This window comes from Stutzerimonas sp. S1, from assembly GCF_025966695.1.
Classification (GTDB): Bacteria; Pseudomonadota; Gammaproteobacteria; order Pseudomonadales; family Pseudomonadaceae; genus Stutzerimonas.
In genome coordinates this window covers 509,432-529,078 of the sequence record NZ_JAOEIY010000002.1, presented here as the reverse complement: position 1 = coordinate 529,078, position 19,647 = coordinate 509,432, and the positions used below count along the sequence as shown (strand labels likewise).

Here is a 19,647-nt window from a genome sequence, read left to right as displayed (position 1 = left end):
ATCATTGTCATTTTTTTTGGTGTCAGGCGAATCAATCCATCGGCGGGGAAAGCGCATTCTTGAGCGCAAAACTGACCGCTGATCAGTTTTCGCAGGATCCTTACAGGCGACCTGCGATCACCGGGCATTAATATTCCTGCAATCCTATTTGGCATACCTTCATCAGCAGGTCCACGCCACGCACCGTGCTCGGTGTATGGACCGGACAATAAGCTCATGGATGTGGAATTGGCCGCAGGAAAAATATGGCCGGATACTGGGCAGGGTAGCAATTGGCAAAAGGTCAGGGATGGCAGACGCCGGGGTGAGGGATCACCCCGGTGTTTTTTTATGAGCGCTCAGCGTTGGATCAGCTGGCGCAGCACGTAATGCAGGATGCCGCCGGCCTTGAAGTACTGCACTTCATTGAGGGTATCGATGCGACATAGCACCTGGAATGAGTCGCGCGAGCCATCGACCCGTTCCACGTCTACGGTCAGCAGCTGATGCGGCTTGATTTCCGCGTCGAGGCCGCGAATCGACAGCATCTCCGTACCGTCCAGGCCAAGCGATTGGCGCGTTTGCTCGCCGACGAACTGCAACGCCAGTACCCCCATGCCGATCAGGTTCGAACGGTGGATACGCTCAAAGCTTTCGGCAATCACCGCCTTCACCCCTAGCAGGTTGGTGCCCTTGGCAGCCCAGTCGCGGCTGGAGCCCGTGCCGTATTCCTTGCCGGCAATCACTACCAGCGGCACGCCCTCGGCCTGGTAGCGCATGGCGGCGTCGTAGATCGAGAGTCTCTCGCCGCTGGGCTGGTGCAGCGTGTTGCCACCTTCCTCGCCGCCAAGCATCTCGTTGCGGATGCGGATATTGGCGAAGGTGCCGCGCATCATCACTTCGTGGTTGCCGCGACGCGATCCGTAAGAGTTGAAGTCCTCCGGCGCCACGCCCAGCGATTGCAGGTACAGCCCGGCCGGGGAGCTGGCCTTGATGTTGCCGGCAGGGGAAATGTGGTCGGTGGTGATCGAATCACCGAACATCGCGAGTACTCGCGCATGCTGAATGTCTGCCGGAGGGGCCGGCGGCTGGCCGATGTCCGTGAAGAACGGCGGGTTCTGCACATAGCTGGATCCGGCATTCCAGCCGTAAGTATCACCGGCGCTGACCGGGATCTTCTGCCAATGCTCATCGCCGCTGAATACGTCGGCATAGCGGCTGCGGAACATCTGCCCGTCGATCCGGGCGACGGCGGCGGCGATCTCCGCGCTGCTCGGCCAGATATCCTTCAGATAAACCGGCTGATTCTGCGCGTCGTAGCCCAACGGCTCGCGGTCCATGTCGATGCGCGTGGTGCCGGCGAGTGCGAATGCCACGACCAATGGCGGCGAGGCGAGCCAGTTGGCCTTCACGAGGGGATGCACCCGGCCTTCAAAGTTGCGGTTACCGGACAGCACCGACGATACGATCAGATCGTTGTCAGTGATCGTCTGGCTGATCGCATCGGGCAGCGGCCCGGAGTTGCCGATGCAGGTGGTGCAGCCATAGCCGACCAGGTTGAAGCCGAGCTGGTCCAGATATGGCGTCAGTCCGGCCCGCTCGAGGTAGTCGGTGACCACCTTCGAGCCCGGCGCCAGCGAGGACTTGACCCACGGTTGACGCTTGAGGCCGCGTTCCACCGCCTTCTTGGCAACCAGCCCGGCGGCCATCAGCACGTTGGGGTTGGAGGTGTTGGTGCAGGAGGTGATGGCAGCGATCACCACGGCACCATGTTTTAGCGCGAAGCTCTCACCGGTGACCGCAAACGGCGTGTCGGCCTGCTGCTTGCGCCCGGCGGTGTCCAGCAGCAGGTCGAAGTTTGTGCCGATGTCGCCGAGGGTGACTCGATCCTGCGGCCGCTTGGGACCGGCCACCGAGGGCCGAACCTGGCTCAGGTCCAGTTCGAGGGTGGCGGTGAACACCGGGTCCGGCGATTGACTGTCCCGCCACATGCCCTGCGCCTTGCTGTAAGCCTCGACCAGTGCGATGCGCTCTTCGCTGCGGCCGGTAAGACGCAGGTAATCGATGGTTATCTGATCCACCGGGAAGAACCCGCAGGTTGCGCCGTATTCGGGCGCCATGTTGCCGATAGTGGCGCGGTCGGCCAGGGGCAGGTGATCGAGTCCCGGCCCGTAGAACTCGACGAACTTGCCCACCACGCCGTGCTTGCGCAGCATCTGCGTCACGGTCAGCACCAGATCGGTGGCGGTAACGCCTTCGTTGAGCTTGCCGGTGAGACGGAAGCCGATCACCTCCGGAATCAGCATAGATACCGGCTGGCCGAGCATCGCGGCCTCGGCCTCGATACCACCGACGCCCCAGCCCAGCACACCGAGGCCGTTGATCATCGTGGTATGCGAATCGGTACCTACCAGCGTATCGGGGTAAGCGTAGGTTTCGCCGTTCTCGTCGCGGGTCCAGACTACTTGGCCGAGATATTCCAGGTTCACTTGGTGGCAGATCCCGGTGCCCGGCGGTACCACGCGGAAGTTGTCGAACGCCTGCTGGCCCCAGCGCAGAAATTCGTAGCGCTCGCCGTTGCGCTGCATTTCGATTTCGACGTTCTGCGCGAATGCCTGATCGGTGCCAAAACGGTCGACCATCACCGAGTGGTCGATCACCAGATCGACCGGAGAGAGCGGGTTGATCTGTTGCGGATCGCCACCGGCCCGCGCCACCGCGTCACGCATGGCTGCCAGATCGACCACGGCGGGAACGCCAGTGAAGTCCTGCATCAGTACGCGTGCCGGGCGGTACTGGATTTCCTGCTCCGAACTGCGGGTATTCAGCCACCGCGCCAGTGACTCGAAGTCGTCGCGCCGGACCGTGACGTCGTCTTCCCAGCGCAGCAGATTTTCCAGCAATACCTTCAGTGATACCGGCAGCCGACCGATCTCCCCCAGCTGTGCGGCGGCGTCGGGCAGGCTGAAATAATGGTAGGTCTTGCCCGCTACCGAAAGGCTGCGGCGACATTTCAGACTATCCAGGGAAGGCATTCGCATCTCCTTAGGCCCGTACACGGGCGGGCTGGGTGTGAGAAGTCTTTGAAGCTAGTTGCGCTAGGCGGGTTTCGCCACCTAAACGGACCGGGTGCGCCGCCCCGGGGTTCCCCCAACTTCGCTATCATGCTCGGCTTTGGCACGGCGCTGCCCACAGGACCTTTCCCATGAACACATTGCTGCTGCACTGTCGCCCAGGTTTCGAAGGCGAGGTCTGCGCCGAGATCAGCGAACAGGCGGCGGTGTTGGACGTGGCCGGCTACGCCAAGGCGCGGCCGGACAGCGCTTGTGCCGAATTCATCTGTAGCGAACCCGGTGGCGCCGAAAAGCTGATGCGCCGGTTGCGTTTCGCCGACCTGATCTTTCCGCGGCAGTGGGCGCGCGGTGAGTATCTGCAACTGCCCGAAACCGATCGCATCAGCGTGCTGCTGGCGCATCTCGTGGACTACCCGGTGTGCAGCAGCCTGTGGCTGGAAGTGCTGGATACCAACGATGGCAAAGAGCTTTCAAATTTCTGTCGCAAGTTCGAGGCGCCGCTGCGCAAGGCGTTGATCAAGGCTGGCCGCCTCGACGAGCAGGGCAAGGGGCCGCGCCTGCTGCTCACGTTCAAAAGCGGGCGCGAGGTGTTCGCCGGCATCGCCGAGGCGAACAACAGCGCGCTGTGGCCGATGGGTATTCCGCGGCTGAAGTTTCCGCGCCAGGCGCCCAGCCGCTCGACGCTCAAGCTGGAAGAAGCCTGGCACCATTTCATCCCGCGCGAGCAGTGGGATGCACGGCTGGCGGCGGGCATGACCGGGGTCGATCTCGGCGCAGCGCCGGGCGGCTGGACCTGGCAGCTGGTCAACCGGCATATCAAGGTCAGCGCGGTGGACAATGGGCCGATGAACGCCGAGCTGATGGATTCCGGGCTGGTTGAACATTTCCGCGCTGACGGTTTCACCTTCCGCCCGAAGAGGCCTGTGGACTGGATGGTCTGCGATATCGTCGAGAAGCCGGCGCGCAACGCCGCTCTACTGGAAACCTGGATCGGCGAGGGGCTCTGCCGCGAGGCGGTGGTCAATCTCAAGCTGCCGATGAAGCAGCGTTACGCCGAAGTGAAGCGGCTGTTGCAACGCATTGCCGACGGGCTTGCCGAGCGCGGGGTGAAGGCCAGCATCGGTTGCAAGCAGCTGTATCACGATCGTGAGGAAGTGACCTGTCATCTACGCCGTTTCTGATCGGCGAAAGATGACCCGCACGCGCGCTTGCGCGACAATGCCGGCCTGTTTTACGGAGCCCGTGATGAGCCAATCTGCTGAAATGACTGTCGATGCCGTCCTCGACGCCAGCGGCCTCAATTGCCCCGAGCCGGTGATGATGCTGCACAACAAGGTCCGAGACTTGGCCGGCGGTGCCTTGCTCAAGGTAATCGCCACCGACCCCTCGACCCAACGTGACATTCCCAAGTTCTGCATGTTCCTCGGTCATGAGCTGGTCGAGCAGCAACAGGATGCCGATATCTATCTCTACTGGATTCGCAAGAAGAGTGAATGAGTCCTGCGCAACGGGTGCCGAATACCGTCGCTGAGCCATAAAAAAACCAGGCCGAGGCCTGGTTTTTTTATGGCGGTCAATCAGTTGCGCTGCTTGCGGTTCACCGTTTGTGCCGCCTTGATGATGTCTGCGCCGATCACCGGCTCGAACTGCTGCCAAACCGGGCGCATGCGCTCACGCCAGGCTTCGCGTTCCTCTGGCGTCAGCGCGATGATCTCGCTGGTGCCGGCCTGACGGATGCGCTCGCGATCGGCCTGGTTCAGCTCTTCGGCCTCGCGGTTCACCGTGTAGGTGACTTCGTCGATGATCGCTTCCAGTTCGAAACGCACCTTGTGCGGCATGCCCATCCAGAAACGGGTGTTGCTCACCACCATGTAGTCGAGCACGCCGTGGTTGGTTTCGCTGATGTAGGGCTGCACGGTATGCATCTTCTTGCTGTAGATGTTCGACCAGGGGTTTTCCGCACCTTGCACGGTGCCTGCCTGCAGCGCACTGAATACCTCGGCGAAGGCGAGCTTCTTGGTTTGAGCCCCGACAGCTCCGAACTGCGCTTCAAGCACAGCCGAAGGCTGGATGCGGAAAGCCAGGTTGGCCGCATCGCCGGGCATGCGCAGCGGGCGGGTAGCCGAAAGTTGCTTCATGCCGTTGTGCCAGTAGGCGAGGCCGATGATGTTCTTGTCTTCCATCGAGCGCAGCAGCTGACGACCCTTGGCACGCTTCTGGAAGCGATTGACGGCTTCGATGTCGTCGAACAGGAAGGGCAAGTCGAATACTTGGAGCTGCTTGGTGTACTGCTCGAACTTAGCCAGCGAGGGGGCGATCAGTTGCACTTCGTTGTTGCGCAGAGCTTCGATTTCGGTCGCGTCACCGAACAGCGTCGAGTTGGGATAGACCTCGACGCGAACCTGGCCCGGCAGGCGCTCCTCGGCCAGGCGCTTGAACAGCAGTGCACCCTTGCCCTTGGGCGTGTCTTCGGCCACCACGTGGGAAAACTTGATGACGATGGGCTCGGCCTGAGCGAATGCGCTGGCGACTGCCAGCACAAGCCCAGCAAGGGTAAGGATCGGCTTCATGAAAGGCTCTTTATTCTGGTTGGTTGGCAGTGCGTCGTGCGGCTGGACCGCAGGACACTTCTATAGGCTTTCAGCCGCCCCTTATGCCAAAGATGGGTGACGACTGAAAGCGCTTTCCCCAACCAACCCGGCGGGAGCGGCACCGTGTCACATTTTGGCGTGAGCCGCTGCCAACTCCCGCTCTTGAGCGGCCGCAGCGTTGTGAAGCACCTGGCCGTTGACGTCCCAGCCGCCACCGAGCGCCTTATACAGGGCAACCACGCCACGATAGAGCTCGACCTCGGCCTGCGCCTGAGCGTCTTCGGCTGTCAGCCGCTCCCGCTCGGCGTCTAGCAGCACGAGGAAGTCGGCGGTGCCCTCGCGGTAGCGGATTTCCGCCTGCTGCGCGGCGGCGCGGCTGGCGGTGGACTGGCGCAGCAGCGACAGCAGGCGCTCTTGGGCGCGGGCGTAGTCGCTGAAGGCGTTCTCCGATTCCTCCAGTGCCAGCAGTACCTGTTGCTCATAGCTGGCCAGGGCGGCGTCGGCATCCGCCTCGGCACCGCGCAGACGGGCGCGCACGCTGCCCAGGTCGAACGCCGCCCAGCTGATGCTCGGCGCGACACCCCAGGCCCGTGCGGCGCTGGAGCCGATCTGCGAGCCGCGCCCGGCGATGAAGCCGAGAAAGCCCGACAGGCTCACCCGTGGAAACAGATCGGCCGTGGCCACGCCAACGTTGGCGGTCGCCGCGGCCAGCTGGCGTTCGGCTGCACGGATGTCCGGCCGGCGGCGCAGCAGCTCGCCCGGGTCGCCGATCGGCAGGGCCTTGGCAATCGCCGGCAACTCGCGGGGCGCGAGGTCGACGCTGAGCTGATCGGCGCGCTGACCGAGCAGGGTGGCGATACGGTTGCGGGCACGGGTCTGCTGGGCCTGCAGTTGCGGAAGGCTGGCCTCGGTGGCCGCCAGCCGGGCATCGGCGCGCAGCACATCGAGCTCGCTGCCGACACCCGCTTCGCGCAGTTGTTCGGTCAGTTGATGGGAATTGCGCTGGTTGGCGAGGTTGTCGCGGGCGATCCGCTCGCGCAGCTGGGCGCCACGCAGCTGGCCGTAGGCATCCACCAGTTCGGCGATCAGGCTGACCTGCAACTGGTAGAGCTCGGCCTCGGCGGCCTCGGCCTGCGCTTCGCTGGCCTCCAGGCTGCGCTGGATACGGCCGAACAGGTCCAGTTCCCAGGCCATGTCCAGGCCCAGGTCATAGCGCTCGGTGTTCACCCGCTCGTCGCTGAAGCCCGGTTGCTGAGCCTTGCCGATCTCGGCGCTGGCGCCAGCGGTGACGGTCGGCAAACGATCGTTGCTGACATCGTCGCGAATCGCCCGGGCCGCACGCAGGCGGGCATAGGCGATGCGCAGTTCGCGGTTCCCATCCAGGGCTTCGCCGACCAGGGCATCCAGCGTCGGGTCCTCGAACTGCCGCCACCAGGCCGCCTCGAAGCGCGAACGGTCGTGGCCGCCGTGCTCGGCCTGGAGCAACCGCGCCGGCTCCGGTTGCGGCGCACGGTAGTCCGGGCCGACCGCGCAACCGGTGATGGTCAGGGCGAGCAGGGAAAGGGCGAAGAACTTCATGCGCGGGCCTCCTTGAATACCGCTTTGCGCGCTTCACGCTTCTCGACGAAGGCGCGAATCACCAGATAGAACACCGGGGTCAGCAGCAGGCCGAAGAAGGTCACGCCGAGCATGCCGCTGAACACCGCCACGCCCATGGCATGGCGCATTTCGGCGCCAGCCCCGCTGGAAAGCACCAGCGGTACCACACCCATGATGAAGGCGAAGCTGGTCATCAGGATCGGCCGCAGGCGTAGGCGGCAGGCTTCCAGGGTGGCGGCGAGCCGGTCCATGCCTTCCTCCTGCTTGTCCTTGGCGAACTCGACGATGAGGATCGCGTTCTTGCAGGCCAGGCCCACCAGCACGATCAGGCCGATCTGGGTGAAGACGTTGTTGTCGCTACCGGCCAGGATCACCCCGGCGATGGCCGAGAGCAGCGTCATCGGCACGATCAGGATCACCGCCAGCGGCAGGCTCCAGCTCTCGTACTGCGCGGCCAGCACCAGGAAGGCCAGCAGCACGCAGAGCGGGAAGATGAACACCGCGGTATTGCCGGCGAGGATCTGCTGGAAGGTCAGCTCGGTCCATTCGTAGCTCATACCGTTGGGCAGCTCAGCCTTGAGCAGGCGCTCCATGGCCGCCTCGGCTTGCCCGGAGCTGTAACCCGGCGCGGCGGCGCCGTTGATCTCCGCGGTGAGGAAGCCGTTGTAGTGCATCACCCGGTCCGGGCCGGCGCTGTCCGTGACGCTGACGAAGGTCGACAGCGGGACCATCTCGCCGCGGTTGTTGCGTACCTTCAGCTGGCCGATCTGCTCCGGTGCCAGGCGGAACTTCTGGTCCGCCTGGACGTTGACCTGATAGGTACGGCCGAAGCGGTTGAAGTCGTTGGCGTACAGCGAGCCGAGGTAGACCTGCATGGTGTCGAAGATGTCGTCGATCGCCACGCCGTGGGTCTTGGCCTTCTCGCGGTCGATATCGGCATCCACCTGCGGCACGTTGACCTGATAGCTGGTGAACAGGCCGGCCAGCTCCGGATAGTCGGCACTCTTGGCGATGACGTTCTGCACCTGGCTGTAGAGCTCCTCGTAGCCGAGGTTGCCACGGTCCTGCACCTGCACGCGGAAGCCGCCGATGGTGCCCAGGCCCTGTACGGGTGGCGGCGGGAAGATGGCGATGAAGGCATCCTGGATCTGCGCGAACTGGCCGTTCAGGTCTGCCGCGATGGCGTTGGCCGACAGCGACGGGTCCTTGCGCTCATCGAAGGGCTTGAGCGGAGTGAAGACGATGCCGCTGTTGGGGCTGTTGGTGAAACCGTTGATCGACAGCCCCGGGAAGGCCACGGTGTTCTCCACGCCCGGATGCTTGCCGGCGATTTCCGACATGCGCTTGATCACATCCTCGGTACGATCCAGGGTGGCGGCGTCCGGCAGCTGGGCGAAGGCGACTAGGTATTGCTTGTCCTGCTGCGGCACGAAGCCGGTCGGGGTGCTGGCAAAGCCCAGATAACCCAGGCCGACCAGGCCGACATAGACCACCAGCGCAATGCCGCTGCCGCGCAGGATGCGCCGCACCACGCCAACGTAGCCGTGGCTGGCGCGATCGAACACGCGGTTGAACGGACGGAACAGCCAGCCGCCCAGCAGCCGGTCGAGCAGCCGCGAGAAGCCGTCCTTCGGTGCGTCATGCGCCTTGAGCAGGGTGGCGGCCAGCGCCGGCGACAGGGTCAGCGAGTTGATCGCCGAGATCACCGTGGAAATGGCGATGGTCAGCGCGAACTGCTGATAGAACTGCCCGGTGAGGCCGGAAATGAACGCGGTCGGGATGAACACCGCGCAGAGCACCAGCGCGGTGGCGATGATCGGCCCGGTGACTTCCTTCATGGCCTGGCGGGTCGCTTCCACCGGTGACTTGCCGAGGCCGATGTTGCGCTCGACGTTTTCCACCACGACGATGGCGTCGTCGACCACGATGCCGATCGCCAGCACCAGGCCGAACAGCGACAGCGCGTTGAGCGAGAAACCGAGCAGATGCATGACCGCGAAGGTGCCGATCAGCGACACCGGCACGGCGGCCAGCGGAATGATCGACGCGCGCCAGGTCTGCAGGAACAGGATCACCACCAGCACCACCAGCACGATGGCTTCGAGCAGGGTGTGCACCACCGCCTCGATGGAGCCGCGCACGAAGATGGTCGGGTCGTAGACGATCTCGTAATCAACGCCCTGCGGGAACTCCTGCTTCAGCTCCGCCATGCGCTCGCGGACCAGATCGGAGATGGCGATGGCGTTGGAACCCGGGCGCTGGAAGATTGGAATGGCCACCGCCGGCTGGTTGTTCAGCAGCGAGCGCAGCGCGTACTGGCTGGAGCCCAGTTCGATGCGGGCGATGTCCTTCAGGCGGGTGATCTCGCCGTCCTCGCCGGCACGCACGATGATGTTCTCGAACTCCTCCTCGTCGACCAGGCGCCCCTGGGTGTTGATCGACAGCTGGAAGTCGGTGGCGCCCGGCGCCGGTGGTGCGCCCAGGGCACCGGCGGCGACCTGACGGTTCTGCTCGCGGATGGCATTGACCACGTCGGTGGCGGTGAGGTTGCGCTGGGCTACCTTGTTCGGGTCGAGCCAGACGCGCAGCGAGTAGTTGCCCAGGCCGAACAGCTGCACGTCGCCCACACCGTCCAGTCGCGCCAGCTCGTCCTTGACGTTGAGTGCGGCGTAGTTGGACAGGTAGAGCATGTCGTAGCGCTGATCCGGCGAGGTCAGGTGCACCACCATGGTCAGGTCGGGCGAAGCCTTGTCCACGGTCACGCCGAGGCGCTGCACCTCGGTGGGCAGGGTCGGCATGGTGCGCGTCACGCGGTTCTGCACCTGCACCTGGGCGTTGTCCAGGTCGGTGCCGAGGGCGAAGGTGATGGTCAGCGTCAGCTTGCCGTCAGCGGTCGCCTGCGAGGACATGTAGAGCATGCCTTCGACACCGGTGATGGCCTGCTCCAGCGGCGAGGCAACGGTTTCGCCGATCACCTTGGGGTTGGCACCGGGGAAGTTGGCGCGCACCACCACGGTGGGTGGAACGACCTCGGGGTATTCGCTGATCGGCAGCTGGAACAGCGAGATGGCGCCGCCGATGAGGATCACCAGCGACAGCACGGCGGCGAAGATTGGCCGCTTGATGAAGAATTGCGAGAAATTCATGGCGCACTCCGGGTAGGGCGCGGCGGGCGCGCCCTGGCGGATCGATCGGATGGGCGCGCCTGGCGCGCCGGGGTTCAGGGCTGCTGGGGGACGGTCAGCTGCTTGGTCGCTGGGCCAGCGTGCGCTCGTCGACCTGGGGCTTCATCGCCTCGCTGATCGCGCGGCGCTGGCGATCGAGGGTCGCGAGGGTCTCGGCGTCGGCCATCGGCACGGACTCCGGCTGCACCGGGCTGCCCGGGCGTACCCGCTGCAGGCCGTTGACCACGATGCTCTCGCCCTTGGCCAGGCCACTGCGGACGATGCGCAAGCCTTCGAGCTTGGGCCCGAGCTCCACCGGCCGGTAGGCCACGGTGCCGTCTTCGGCCAGGACCAGAACGAACTTCTTGCCCAGGTCCGTGCCGACCGCCACGTCCTTGATCAGTACGGCGTCGTAAGTGGCGCTGCCGACCAGCTTGAGGCGCGCGTACAAACCGGGGGTAAAGCTGCCGTCACGGTTGTCGAACTCCGCGCGGCCGCGAATGGTGCCGGTGCGCGGGTCGACCTGGTTGTCCATGAAGTCCATGTGGCCGAGATGCGGGTGGCCATCCTCGCTGGACAGGCCGAGGTAGACCGGCGTGGTCTCGCCGCGGTCGCCTTGTCGCGCCAGCTCGCGGTACTTCAAGTACAGACGTTCGTCCGCTTCGAAATAGGCGTAGACCTTGTCGGTGGAGACCAGCGTGGTCAGCAGCGCCTCGCCGGCATTGACCAGGTTACCGGCGGTGATCAGCGCGCGGCCGACACGGCCATCGATGGGCGCCGTCACGCGGGTGAAGGACAGGTCCAGCTGGGCCTTGTCCAGCTGCGCCTGGATCGCCGCGACCGCCGACTTCGCTTCGCTGGCGGCGCTGACACGGGCGTCGGCCAGTTCGGCGGAGATCGCATTCTTCTGCCGCAGACGCTGGCCGCGTTCGGCTTCGGTGGCAGTACGCTGCTGCGTGGCGCGAGCCTGCTGCAGCTGCGCCTGCAGCCGTTTGACCTCGGCCTGGAACGGCCGTGGGTCGATCTGGAACAGCAGGTCGCCTTTTTTCACCAGCGCGCCTTCGTCAAACGCCACCTTGTCGATGAAGCCGGACACGCGCGGGCGAATCTCCACCGATTCCGGCGCCTCCAGACGCCCGGTGACTTCGTCCCACTCGGTCACCTGATGCTCGATGACTTCGGCCACGCTGACGGCTGGCGGCGGCATGCCCGACTGAGTGGCCTCCGGTGCCTTGCCGCAGGCGGCGGTGATCAGCACCGTTAGGGCAATGAGGGGAAAACGCAAGGCGTTGAGCGAACGTTCCATGCTTGACTCCGCAAGTCGGATTTGTTGATGGCGGGAGTCTGCGCGGTCAGTTCGTCAGGCAGAAATCGAACGAGCCGAAGGTGAATATCACTGGCGATGATGGTTGCGGATAGATCATCAGCAGCACGCGATAACGGTAGGGTGGAAAACGACCGCCAGGTCTTTTCCACCGATTCGCGGCGTCGATCGGCCGCGTCGGCTGGCAGCCGGTGCTGCGCTAGGAATCGGCAGTGAAGTCGAGAAAGGCGTGGCGGCGTGCAGGGGCGGGGAGACGCGTGGAAAAGGCTGCGCCGTTTTCCACCCTACAGGCTGTCGGGATCGCCGATGAACATCTGGATGCGCGAGCGCAGCCAGCGTTCGGCGGGATCGTTGTCCTGAGCGCCGCGCCAGGCCATGGACAGTTCGAAGTCATGGCTGGTCTCGAACGGCAGTGGCTCGGCGCGCAGACCGCCGTGGGCCACCAGCGCGGCGGCGGCATAGTCCGGTACGGTGGCGATGATGTCGGTGCCGGCGAGCAGGGCGGACAAACCGTTGAATTGCGGAACCGCCAGCACCACGCGGCGTTTGCAGCCATGCAGCGCCAGTTCTTCGTCGATATAGCCGGTGAGATCGCCGGCGAAGGAAACCATTGCATGCGGGCGCGCGCAGTAGTCCTCAAGGCTGATGCGCCCCGGAATGCTGTCCGCGCGCAACAGCATGGGCTTGGGCCGGCGCAGCACCTTGCGCTTGGCGTTGGCCGGCAGCTCCTCGGTATAGCAAACGCCCACCGAAATCTCGCCGGAGGCGAGCAGGCCCGGCATCAGCAGGTAATTGGCGCGGCGCACCACCAGCACCACGCCGGGCGCTTCGGCCCTTAGACGGCGCAGCAGGGGCGGCAGCAGGGCGAACTCCACCTCGTCGGTCAGGCCTATGCGAAACACCTGGTTGCTGGTCGCAGGATCGAAGGTCGAGGCACGGCTGACCGCAGTGGAGATCGAGTCCAGCGCGGGCGACAGCAGCTGGGCGATTTCCTGCGCTCGGGCAGTGGGTTCCATGCTGCGTCCGGTGCGCACGAACAGCGGATCGTCGAACAGCGCGCGCAGGCGAGCCAGCGCGGCGCTGATCGCCGGTTGACCGAGGAATAGCTTCTCCGCCGCGCGTGTGACGCTGCGCTCGTGCATCAGCGTTTCGAAGACGATCAGCAGATTGAGGTCAACACGGCGAAGATCGTTGCGATTCATACCTGATTCACGTCGAGCCTGCAGCCGGACCAGGAGGTGTCCGGCTCTGGGGGTGGTCTGCATTCTAGACAGCTTCGGCTACCCAAGGCATGCCCGATTCCGCTTTCGAAATGCACAAAGCTGCAAGGTGCAGCACGGATACATACGCAGTTCCATCATTACGGTGCATGGCAACTATCAATGGAAAGACGCGCCGCTGGCTGGAGTTGTGACGATACTGACGATAGAGTCCGTTTGCACAGTAGTAAGGCGAGGGGTCGCAATGTCCCGCATCATCCGGTTCCATCAGTTCGGCGCTGCCGACGTCCTGCGTTTCGAGGAGCGGGACACTCCCGTGCCGGGGCCAGGCGAGGTATTGCTCGCCGTCCATGCGATCGGCGTGAGCTGGAACGATGTGCTCTGGCGCCAGGACCTCGCACCACGTCATGCGCGCTTGCCGGCGGGGCTAGGTAGCGAAGCAGCCGGCGAAGTCATTGCGGTCGGCCCGGGCGTTCAGGGCTTTGCCGTGGGCGACCGGGTGGCGAGTTTTCCGGCCCACGATCTCAATCAGTACCCGCAGTACGCCGAACAGGCGCTGCTGCCGCAGCAGGCCCTGGTGCACTACCCAGGCATGCTCAGCGCCAGTGAGGCGGCAGTGCACTACACGCCGCTGCTGGTCAGTTACTTCGCGCTGGTCGAACTGGCGCAGCTGGAGCCCGGACAATACGTGCTGATCACCCAGGCCAACCACTGCACCGGGCCGGCGGCAGTGCAGCTGGCCAAGGCGTTGGGGGGACGGGTGATCGCCAGCTGCGACAGCGCTGCCGACCGCAGCTATCTGCATGAGCTCGGTGCCGAAACGGTGATCGTCACCGAGGACGAGGATCTGGTCGGCCGGCTGCAGAAAATCACCGGCGGGCGTGGCGTCGAGGTTGTGCTGGACGCCTGTGGCGGCTCGCAGATGAAACTGCTGGGGGATGTGATCGCACCGCTCGGCAAGCTCATTCTCTACGGAATGAATGGCGGTAACGAAACGGCGTTCCCCGCCTGCGCGGCGTTCAAGAAGAATTTCAAGTTCTTCCTGCATTGCCTGTGCGACTTCACCGGACAGCCGGAACTTGGCATCGAGCAGAATCGCGAGGCCGTCGAGCGCGCGCTGCAACACATCAATCAGTTGACCGCGGACCGCCTGCTCCGGCCCCAGGTCGATCGGGTGTTCACCTTCGAACAGGTCGTCGAAGCGCATCACTACGTTGAAAGCGGCATTCCCCGCGGGCGCGTGGTACTGACCGTCGACTAAGCGCCGCGACCCTCTCATCGCCTGGCAGAAACTTTTCCCGCGGCTTCCCAGTCCTCCGAAGACAGGCTATTGACCTTGACGGAGGATTTTTTGCATGGCCGACGAAAAGCAGACCCTGCCCCCTCAGGAACAACCCGAACCTGGCAAGGAGGGGCTGATGCATCCGCGCCCGGAGTTTCGTGGCGCCGAGTACAGGGCTGCCGGCAAGCTCGCTGGCAAGGTCGCCATCATCAGCGGTGGCGACAGTGGTATCGGCCGCTCGGTGGCGGTGTTGTTCGCTCGTGAAGGTGCCGATGTGGTCATTCTCTACCTCGATCAGCATCAGGACGCCGAGGAGACCCGCAACACCGTTGAGCAGCACGGCCGGCGTTGCCTGACCTTCGCCGGCGACGTGGCCGACCGCGATGTCTGCCGCAAGGTCATCGACGAAACCCTCGCTGCATTCGGCAAGCTCGACATACTGGTCAACAACGCCGCCGAGCAGCACCCGCAGAAGTCGCTGGAAGACATCAGCGAAGCGCAGTGGGAGAAGACTTTCCGCACCAACATCTTCGGCATGTTCCAGCTGACCAAGGCAGCGTTGCCGCATCTGGGCGAGGGCGCGTCGATCATCAACACAACGTCGGTGACCGCCTACAAGGGCAGTCCGCACCTGCTCGACTACTCTGCCACCAAGGGGGCGATCACCGCGTTCACCCGCTCGCTGGCGATGAACCTTGCTGAGCGCGGCATTCGCGTCAACGGCGTGGCGCCGGGGCCGATCTGGACGCCGCTGATTCCCTCGACCTTCGATGCTGAAGAGGTGGCGCACTTTGGTTCCAACACGCCGATGAAGCGGCCTGGTCAGCCGGATGAAGTCGCACCGGCCTATGTCTACCTCGCCAGCAGTGACGCGGCCTATGTCAGTGGCCAGGTGCTGCACGTCAACGGCGGCACCGTGGTCAACGGTTGAACCGCAAGGAGGAACTATGCCCCGCACGATCTGGAAAGGTGCTGTCAGTTTTGGTCTGGTCCACATCCCGGTGGCGCTGGTGCCGGCCACCACCCGCCAGGGCATCGACTTCGACTGGCTGGATAAACGCAGCATGGACCGGGTCGGCTACAAGCGCATCAACAAGACCACCGGCGAAGACATCGACAGCGAGAACATCGTCAAGGGCGTCGAGTACGAGAAGGGCCACTACATCGTACTCAGCGACGAAGAGATCAAGGCGGCGCACCCCGAGGCCACGCAGACGCTGGACATCGTTGCTTTCGTCGATGCCAAGGAGATCTCCTTCCTCTACATCGACACGCCGTACTACCTGACGCCCGAACGACGGGGCGAGAAGGTGTATGCGCTACTACGCGAGACGCTGATCCAGACCGGCAAGGTCGGTATCGCCAATGTGGTGCTGCGTAACAAGCAACATCTGGCGGTGGTGATGCCGCTGGGCAAGGCGCTGGTGATGAATACCCTGCGCTGGGCCGACGAGGTGCGTGGAGTGGAATACCTCGAACTGAAGGACGAGGCGCTCGATCCTGATCTCGCCGAACGCGAACTGGAGATGGCGAAGCGGCTGGTCGAGGACATGAGCGAGAAGTGGAAGCCCGAACAGTACAAGGACACCTTCCAGGACCAGATCATGGAACTGGTGGAGAAGAAGGCCCGCGAAGGCAAACTCGAGGCGGTGGGCGGGCCGGAAGAGGCGGTGGACCGCCGCTCGGCGGATGTCATTGACCTTACCGAGCTGCTCAAGCGTAGTCTGGCGGCGAAGCCCAAAGCCAAGGCGCCCGCCGACGAGGATGAGGAGAACGCGCAGGCGCAGAAGCCCGCGGCCAAGAAGCCTGCGAACAAAGCCGCCGCCAAACCCAAGGCTGCGACCAAGGCCAGTGAGTCGCGCAGCCGCAAACCGGCCGCAAGCAAGACCAGCAAGAAGGCCAGCTGACAGGTAGCGGAGGGGCAATGGCGCAGTCGCGTGGTCGTCGGCCGCTGGTTGGTTCGGTCGGGATCAGCAACCCGCAGCGGGTCATCGACGCTTGCAGCGGCACCACCAAGCTGCAATTGGCCCAGTTCTATCAACGCATCGACCGCTGGCTGGTGCCGCAGCTCGCCAAGCGCCCGCTGTCGCTGGTACGTGCACCGGACGGCGTCGACGGCGAGACATTCTTCCAGCGCCATTGCGGGCGGCTGAAGATGCCGCACATGCGTCTGCTCGACCGCGCGCTAGACCCCGACCACGCCCGGCTGATGCAGGCCGACAATGCCGAGGCGGTGCTCGAGGCGGTCCAGATGGGCACCGTCGAGTTTCATACCTGGAACGCGCGCAGTGACCGCATCGAGCGGCCGGACCGGATCATCTTCGATCTCGACCCCGATCCCGCGCTGCCCTGGGCGCGGATGGTCGATGCCACGCGCATGACCCTGCAACTGCTGGACGAACTTGGGCTCGATGCCTTCATCAAGACCAGCGGCGGGCGTGGCATGCACATCCTGGTGCCGCTGGATCGCCGGCATGAGTGGGAGCAGGTGCGATGCTTTTCCCGTGCGTTCAGCGAGTATCTGGCGCGCCAGGCACCCCAGCGCATCGCAGCGAAGATGGGGCCGCAGAACCGTGTCGGCAGGATCTTCGTCGACTATCTGCGCAATCAGAAAGGTGCCAGCACGGTCGCCGCCTATTCGGTCCGCGCTCGCCCCGGGCTGCCAGTGTCCGTGCCGATTGCGCGTGACGAGCTGAATGAGTTAGGCAGTGCGGCACAGTGGACCGTGGCTAATCTGGCCCAACGCCTGGCTGCGCTACGCTGCGACCCCTGGGCGAGACAGGGAGTGGTGCGCCAGCGTCTGACCCGCACGATGCTGGCGAAGCTCGATGCCGAATGAGCGGGGCAGCGAGCGTTCAGGAGGGCTGCTGGTCGTCCGGGTCGGCCACGGTCTGGCCGCCGTAGGGCGCACCCGGCTTGTTCTCGTCCAGCTCATCGGCGCAGGGCACCTGCGGTACATCGCCCGGTTTGTCATGCACCACAGGATCGGGTTGAGGTACATCGGGTCGTGCGTGGGTCATTGGATCTCTCCTGCCATACCACGGATTTCGGGCTCGCCAGAGCGAGCGTTCTGGATGGAGGCAACGGCCCGTCGCGAAGTTCCGCCCGGCCATCGCCGCCAGCCGGCCTGGCGACCGGCGGTGCGCTCCAGTCTAGAGGCCCTTGACCGTCAACGCAGCCCCTCCGCGCGGTGCTGCCATGCGGGCGGTCAAGTACCGAATCCGGCTGAACTTTTCCCCACCCCTTCGGCTCGGAAGAAGAGAGCCTGCGCACGCCCAGCGCCGGTTTTTCTGCGGCAACCGTTCAGCTCGACCACCGTAGCCGTGTGCCGGGAGGGCCTGTGCCGCATCGCAACGCTTCAGGAGCCCGCCGATGACCGATGCACAATCCCTTGCGCCGCTTCACCCCCGCCTTGAAGAAGCCCTGCAGATGGGGCGAATCGCGATCGAATCCACCGAGCCGGTGGTGGAGAACGGGCGTTTTGCGGCCAAGGCAATCATCGGGCAGGCGGTGACCGTGACCAGCAAGATCTTCGCGGACGGCCACGATCAGCTGGCCGCGGCGGTGTGCTGGCGAGTTCGCGGCGAGGACAACTGGCGACGCGCCCGGCTGAAGCCGTTGGGCAATGACAGCTGGAGTGGCCAGTTCACTGCAACGCAGGTGGCGTCCCACGAGTTTCGCATCGAGGCCTGGTGGGATGTGTTCGAAAGCTACCGCTACGAGCTGTCGAAGAAGCATGCTGCCGGCGTTGCGATTTCCGTCGAGCTGGAAGAGGGGCGTCTGCACCTGCAACGCGCCGCGCAGCGAGCCCACGGCGAGACCCGCGCGATACTCGACGACTTGCTGCATCGCCTGGACATGACCCATCTGCAAGACGAGCGTGTCTCGCTGCTGCTGGCGCACGAAACCGCGGCGGCGATGGCCGATGCCGACCCGCGCGAGCATTGCAGCCACAGCCCGATATATCCGCTGGAAGTCGAGCGCACACGAGCGCAGTTCGCCAGCTGGTACGAACTCTTCCCGCGTTCGGAAACCGATGACCCGAATCGTCACGGCACCTTCCGCGACGTGATCAAACGCCTGCCGGCGATCCGCGACATGGGCTTCGATGTGCTGTATTTCCCGCCGATTCACCCCATCGGCCGCTCCTTTCGCAAGGGGCCGAACAACAGCCTGGAGGCCGGCCCGAACGACCCCGGCAGTCCCTACGCCATCGGCAACGAGGACGGTGGCCACGATGCCATCCACCCGCAGCTCGGCACCCACGAGGAGTTCCGCGCGCTGGTCGCCGCGGCGGCCGAGCACGGCCTGGAGATCGCGCTGGATTTCGCCATCCAGTGCTCGCAGGACCATCCGTGGCTCAAGGAGCATCCAGGCTGGTTCTCCTGGCGTCCGGACGGCACCATCAAGTACGCCGAGAATCCGCCCAAAAAGTACCAGGACATCGTCAACGTCGACTTCTACGCCGAAGACGCCATGCCCGATCTCTGGATCGCTCTGCGCGATGTGGTCTGGCACTGGGTGGAGCAGGGCGTGAAGATCTTTCGCGTGGACAACCCGCACACCAAGCCGCTGCCGTTCTGGGAGTGGCTGATCGCCGATATCCGCGAGCGCGATCCGGACGTGATGTTCCTCTCCGAGGCCTTCACCCGCCCGGCGATGATGGCGCGCCTGGGCAAGGTCGGTTTCAACCAGAGCTACACCTATTTCACCTGGCGCAACAGCAAGGCGGAGCTTTCCGAGTACTTCAGCGAACTCAACGAGGCACCGCTGCGCGACTGTTACCGGCCAAACTTCTTCGTCAACACACCGGACATCAATCCGTTCTTCCTGCAGGACTCCGGCCGCGCCGGTTTTCTCATCCGCGCGGCGCTGGCGACCATGGGGTCGGGGCTGTGGGGCATGTATTCCGGCTTCGAGCTGTGCGAGGCGGCGGCGATCCCCGGCAAGGAGGAATACCTGGATTCGGAGAAGTACCAGATCCGCCCGCGCGACTACCACGCACCGGGCAACATCGTCGCCGAGATCGCCCAGCTCAACCGCATCCGCCGACAGAACCCGGCGCTGCAGACGCACCTGGGTTTCCAGCCCTACCTGGCCTGGAACGACAACATCTTCTACTTCGGCAAGCGCACCGAAGATCGCAGCAATTTCATCCTGGTGGCGATCAGCCTCGATCCGCATCACCCGCAGGAGGCGCACTTCGAGTTGCCGTTGTGGGAGCTGGGCTTGCGTGACGATGCGCATACCCAGGGCGAGGACCTGATGAACGGCCACCGCTGGACCTGGTACGGCAAGACCCAATGGATGCGCATCGACCCGGCACACCTGCCGTTCGGCATCTGGCGCCTGACTGCGGCGCCGGTCGATCCAGACCTGAAGTGATCCCTCAACTGTGCGCTGGAGTTGCAGCG

14 protein-coding genes are annotated in these 19,647 nt (G+C 64.4%); 7 read left to right on the top strand and 7 right to left on the bottom strand.

Annotated elements, in window-relative coordinates; translation table 11 throughout:
* Nucleotides 1-338: 338 nt before the first annotated feature.
* Nucleotides 339-3,014, bottom strand: a complete 2,676-nt coding sequence (acnA, locus tag N8H22_RS06320; RefSeq protein ID WP_264589760.1) for an aconitate hydratase AcnA — start codon at nucleotides 3,012-3,014, stop codon at nucleotides 339-341.
* A 170-nt stretch (nucleotides 3,015-3,184) separates the two neighbouring features.
* Here acnA and rlmM point away from each other — a divergent pair, with 170 nt between their 5' ends.
* Together rlmM and tusA are read left to right on the top strand one after the other, a co-directional pair.
* Nucleotides 3,185-4,234, top strand: coding sequence for a 23S rRNA (cytidine(2498)-2'-O)-methyltransferase RlmM (gene rlmM / locus N8H22_RS06315; protein WP_264589759.1), 1,050 nt, complete (start codon nucleotides 3,185-3,187; stop codon nucleotides 4,232-4,234).
* A gap of 64 nt (nucleotides 4,235-4,298) precedes the next feature.
* Nucleotides 4,299-4,550: a sulfurtransferase TusA gene (gene tusA, locus N8H22_RS06310; RefSeq protein WP_264589758.1), complete on the top strand. Its 252-nt coding sequence runs from the start codon at nucleotides 4,299-4,301 to the stop codon at nucleotides 4,548-4,550.
* Nucleotides 4,551-4,630: 80 nt separating this feature from the next.
* Here tusA and N8H22_RS06305 read toward each other — a convergent pair whose 3' ends face one another.
* From N8H22_RS06305 to N8H22_RS06285, 5 genes are all read right to left on the bottom strand, one after another.
* Nucleotides 4,631-5,623, bottom strand: coding sequence for a TRAP transporter substrate-binding protein (locus N8H22_RS06305; RefSeq protein WP_264589757.1), 993 nt, complete (start codon nucleotides 5,621-5,623; stop codon nucleotides 4,631-4,633).
* Nucleotides 5,624-5,770: 147 nt separating this feature from the next.
* Nucleotides 5,771-7,222: a TolC family protein gene (locus tag N8H22_RS06300; protein WP_264589756.1), complete on the bottom strand. Its 1,452-nt coding sequence runs from the start codon at nucleotides 7,220-7,222 to the stop codon at nucleotides 5,771-5,773.
* On the bottom strand, nucleotides 7,219-10,389 hold the full coding sequence (locus N8H22_RS06295) for an efflux RND transporter permease subunit (protein ID WP_264589755.1): 3,171 nt from the start codon (nucleotides 10,387-10,389) through the stop codon (nucleotides 7,219-7,221). The genes N8H22_RS06300 and N8H22_RS06295 overlap by 4 nt, the downstream gene beginning before the upstream one ends.
* A 94-nt stretch (nucleotides 10,390-10,483) precedes the next feature.
* Nucleotides 10,484-11,713 carry a multidrug efflux RND transporter periplasmic adaptor subunit MexE gene (gene mexE, locus N8H22_RS06290; protein WP_264589754.1) on the bottom strand — a complete coding sequence of 410 codons (1,230 nt, stop codon included), beginning with the start codon at nucleotides 11,711-11,713 and terminating at the stop codon, nucleotides 10,484-10,486.
* Nucleotides 11,714-12,015: 302 nt separating this feature from the next.
* Entirely contained in the window at nucleotides 12,016-12,933 is a 918-nt protein-coding gene (locus N8H22_RS06285) for a LysR family transcriptional regulator (RefSeq protein WP_264589753.1), read from the bottom strand.
* 262 nt (nucleotides 12,934-13,195) lie between these two features.
* Here N8H22_RS06285 and N8H22_RS06280 point away from each other — a divergent pair, with 262 nt between their 5' ends.
* The 4 genes from N8H22_RS06280 (at nucleotide 13,196) to ligD (ending at nucleotide 17,072) form a co-directional block, all read left to right on the top strand.
* Nucleotides 13,196-14,212: a zinc-dependent alcohol dehydrogenase family protein gene (locus tag N8H22_RS06280; RefSeq protein ID WP_264589752.1), complete on the top strand. Its 1,017-nt coding sequence runs from the start codon at nucleotides 13,196-13,198 to the stop codon at nucleotides 14,210-14,212.
* 94 nt (nucleotides 14,213-14,306) lie between these two features.
* Nucleotides 14,307-15,164, top strand: a complete 858-nt coding sequence (locus tag N8H22_RS06275; protein ID WP_264589751.1) for an SDR family oxidoreductase — start codon at nucleotides 14,307-14,309, stop codon at nucleotides 15,162-15,164.
* A 16-nt stretch (nucleotides 15,165-15,180) separates the two neighbouring features.
* Nucleotides 15,181-16,140, top strand: a complete 960-nt coding sequence (locus tag N8H22_RS06270) for a Ku protein (protein WP_264589750.1) — start codon at nucleotides 15,181-15,183, stop codon at nucleotides 16,138-16,140.
* A 17-nt stretch (nucleotides 16,141-16,157) separates the two neighbouring features.
* Nucleotides 16,158-17,072 (top strand): non-homologous end-joining DNA ligase, encoded by a 915-nt coding sequence (ligD, locus tag N8H22_RS06265; RefSeq protein ID WP_264589749.1) that lies wholly within the window; start codon nucleotides 16,158-16,160, stop codon nucleotides 17,070-17,072.
* A 16-nt stretch (nucleotides 17,073-17,088) separates the two neighbouring features.
* On the opposite strand, the gene N8H22_RS06260 is transcribed toward ligD, so the two are convergent.
* Nucleotides 17,089-17,253, bottom strand: a complete 165-nt coding sequence (locus N8H22_RS06260) for a hypothetical protein (RefSeq protein ID WP_264589748.1) — start codon at nucleotides 17,251-17,253, stop codon at nucleotides 17,089-17,091.
* A 352-nt stretch (nucleotides 17,254-17,605) separates the two neighbouring features.
* Between N8H22_RS06260 and N8H22_RS06255 the strand changes: the two genes are divergently transcribed.
* A complete protein-coding gene (locus tag N8H22_RS06255) occupies nucleotides 17,606-19,618 on the top strand; it encodes an alpha-1,4-glucan--maltose-1-phosphate maltosyltransferase (RefSeq protein WP_264589747.1) in 2,013 nt (670 codons plus the stop codon).
* Nucleotides 19,619-19,647 lie beyond the last annotated feature (29 nt).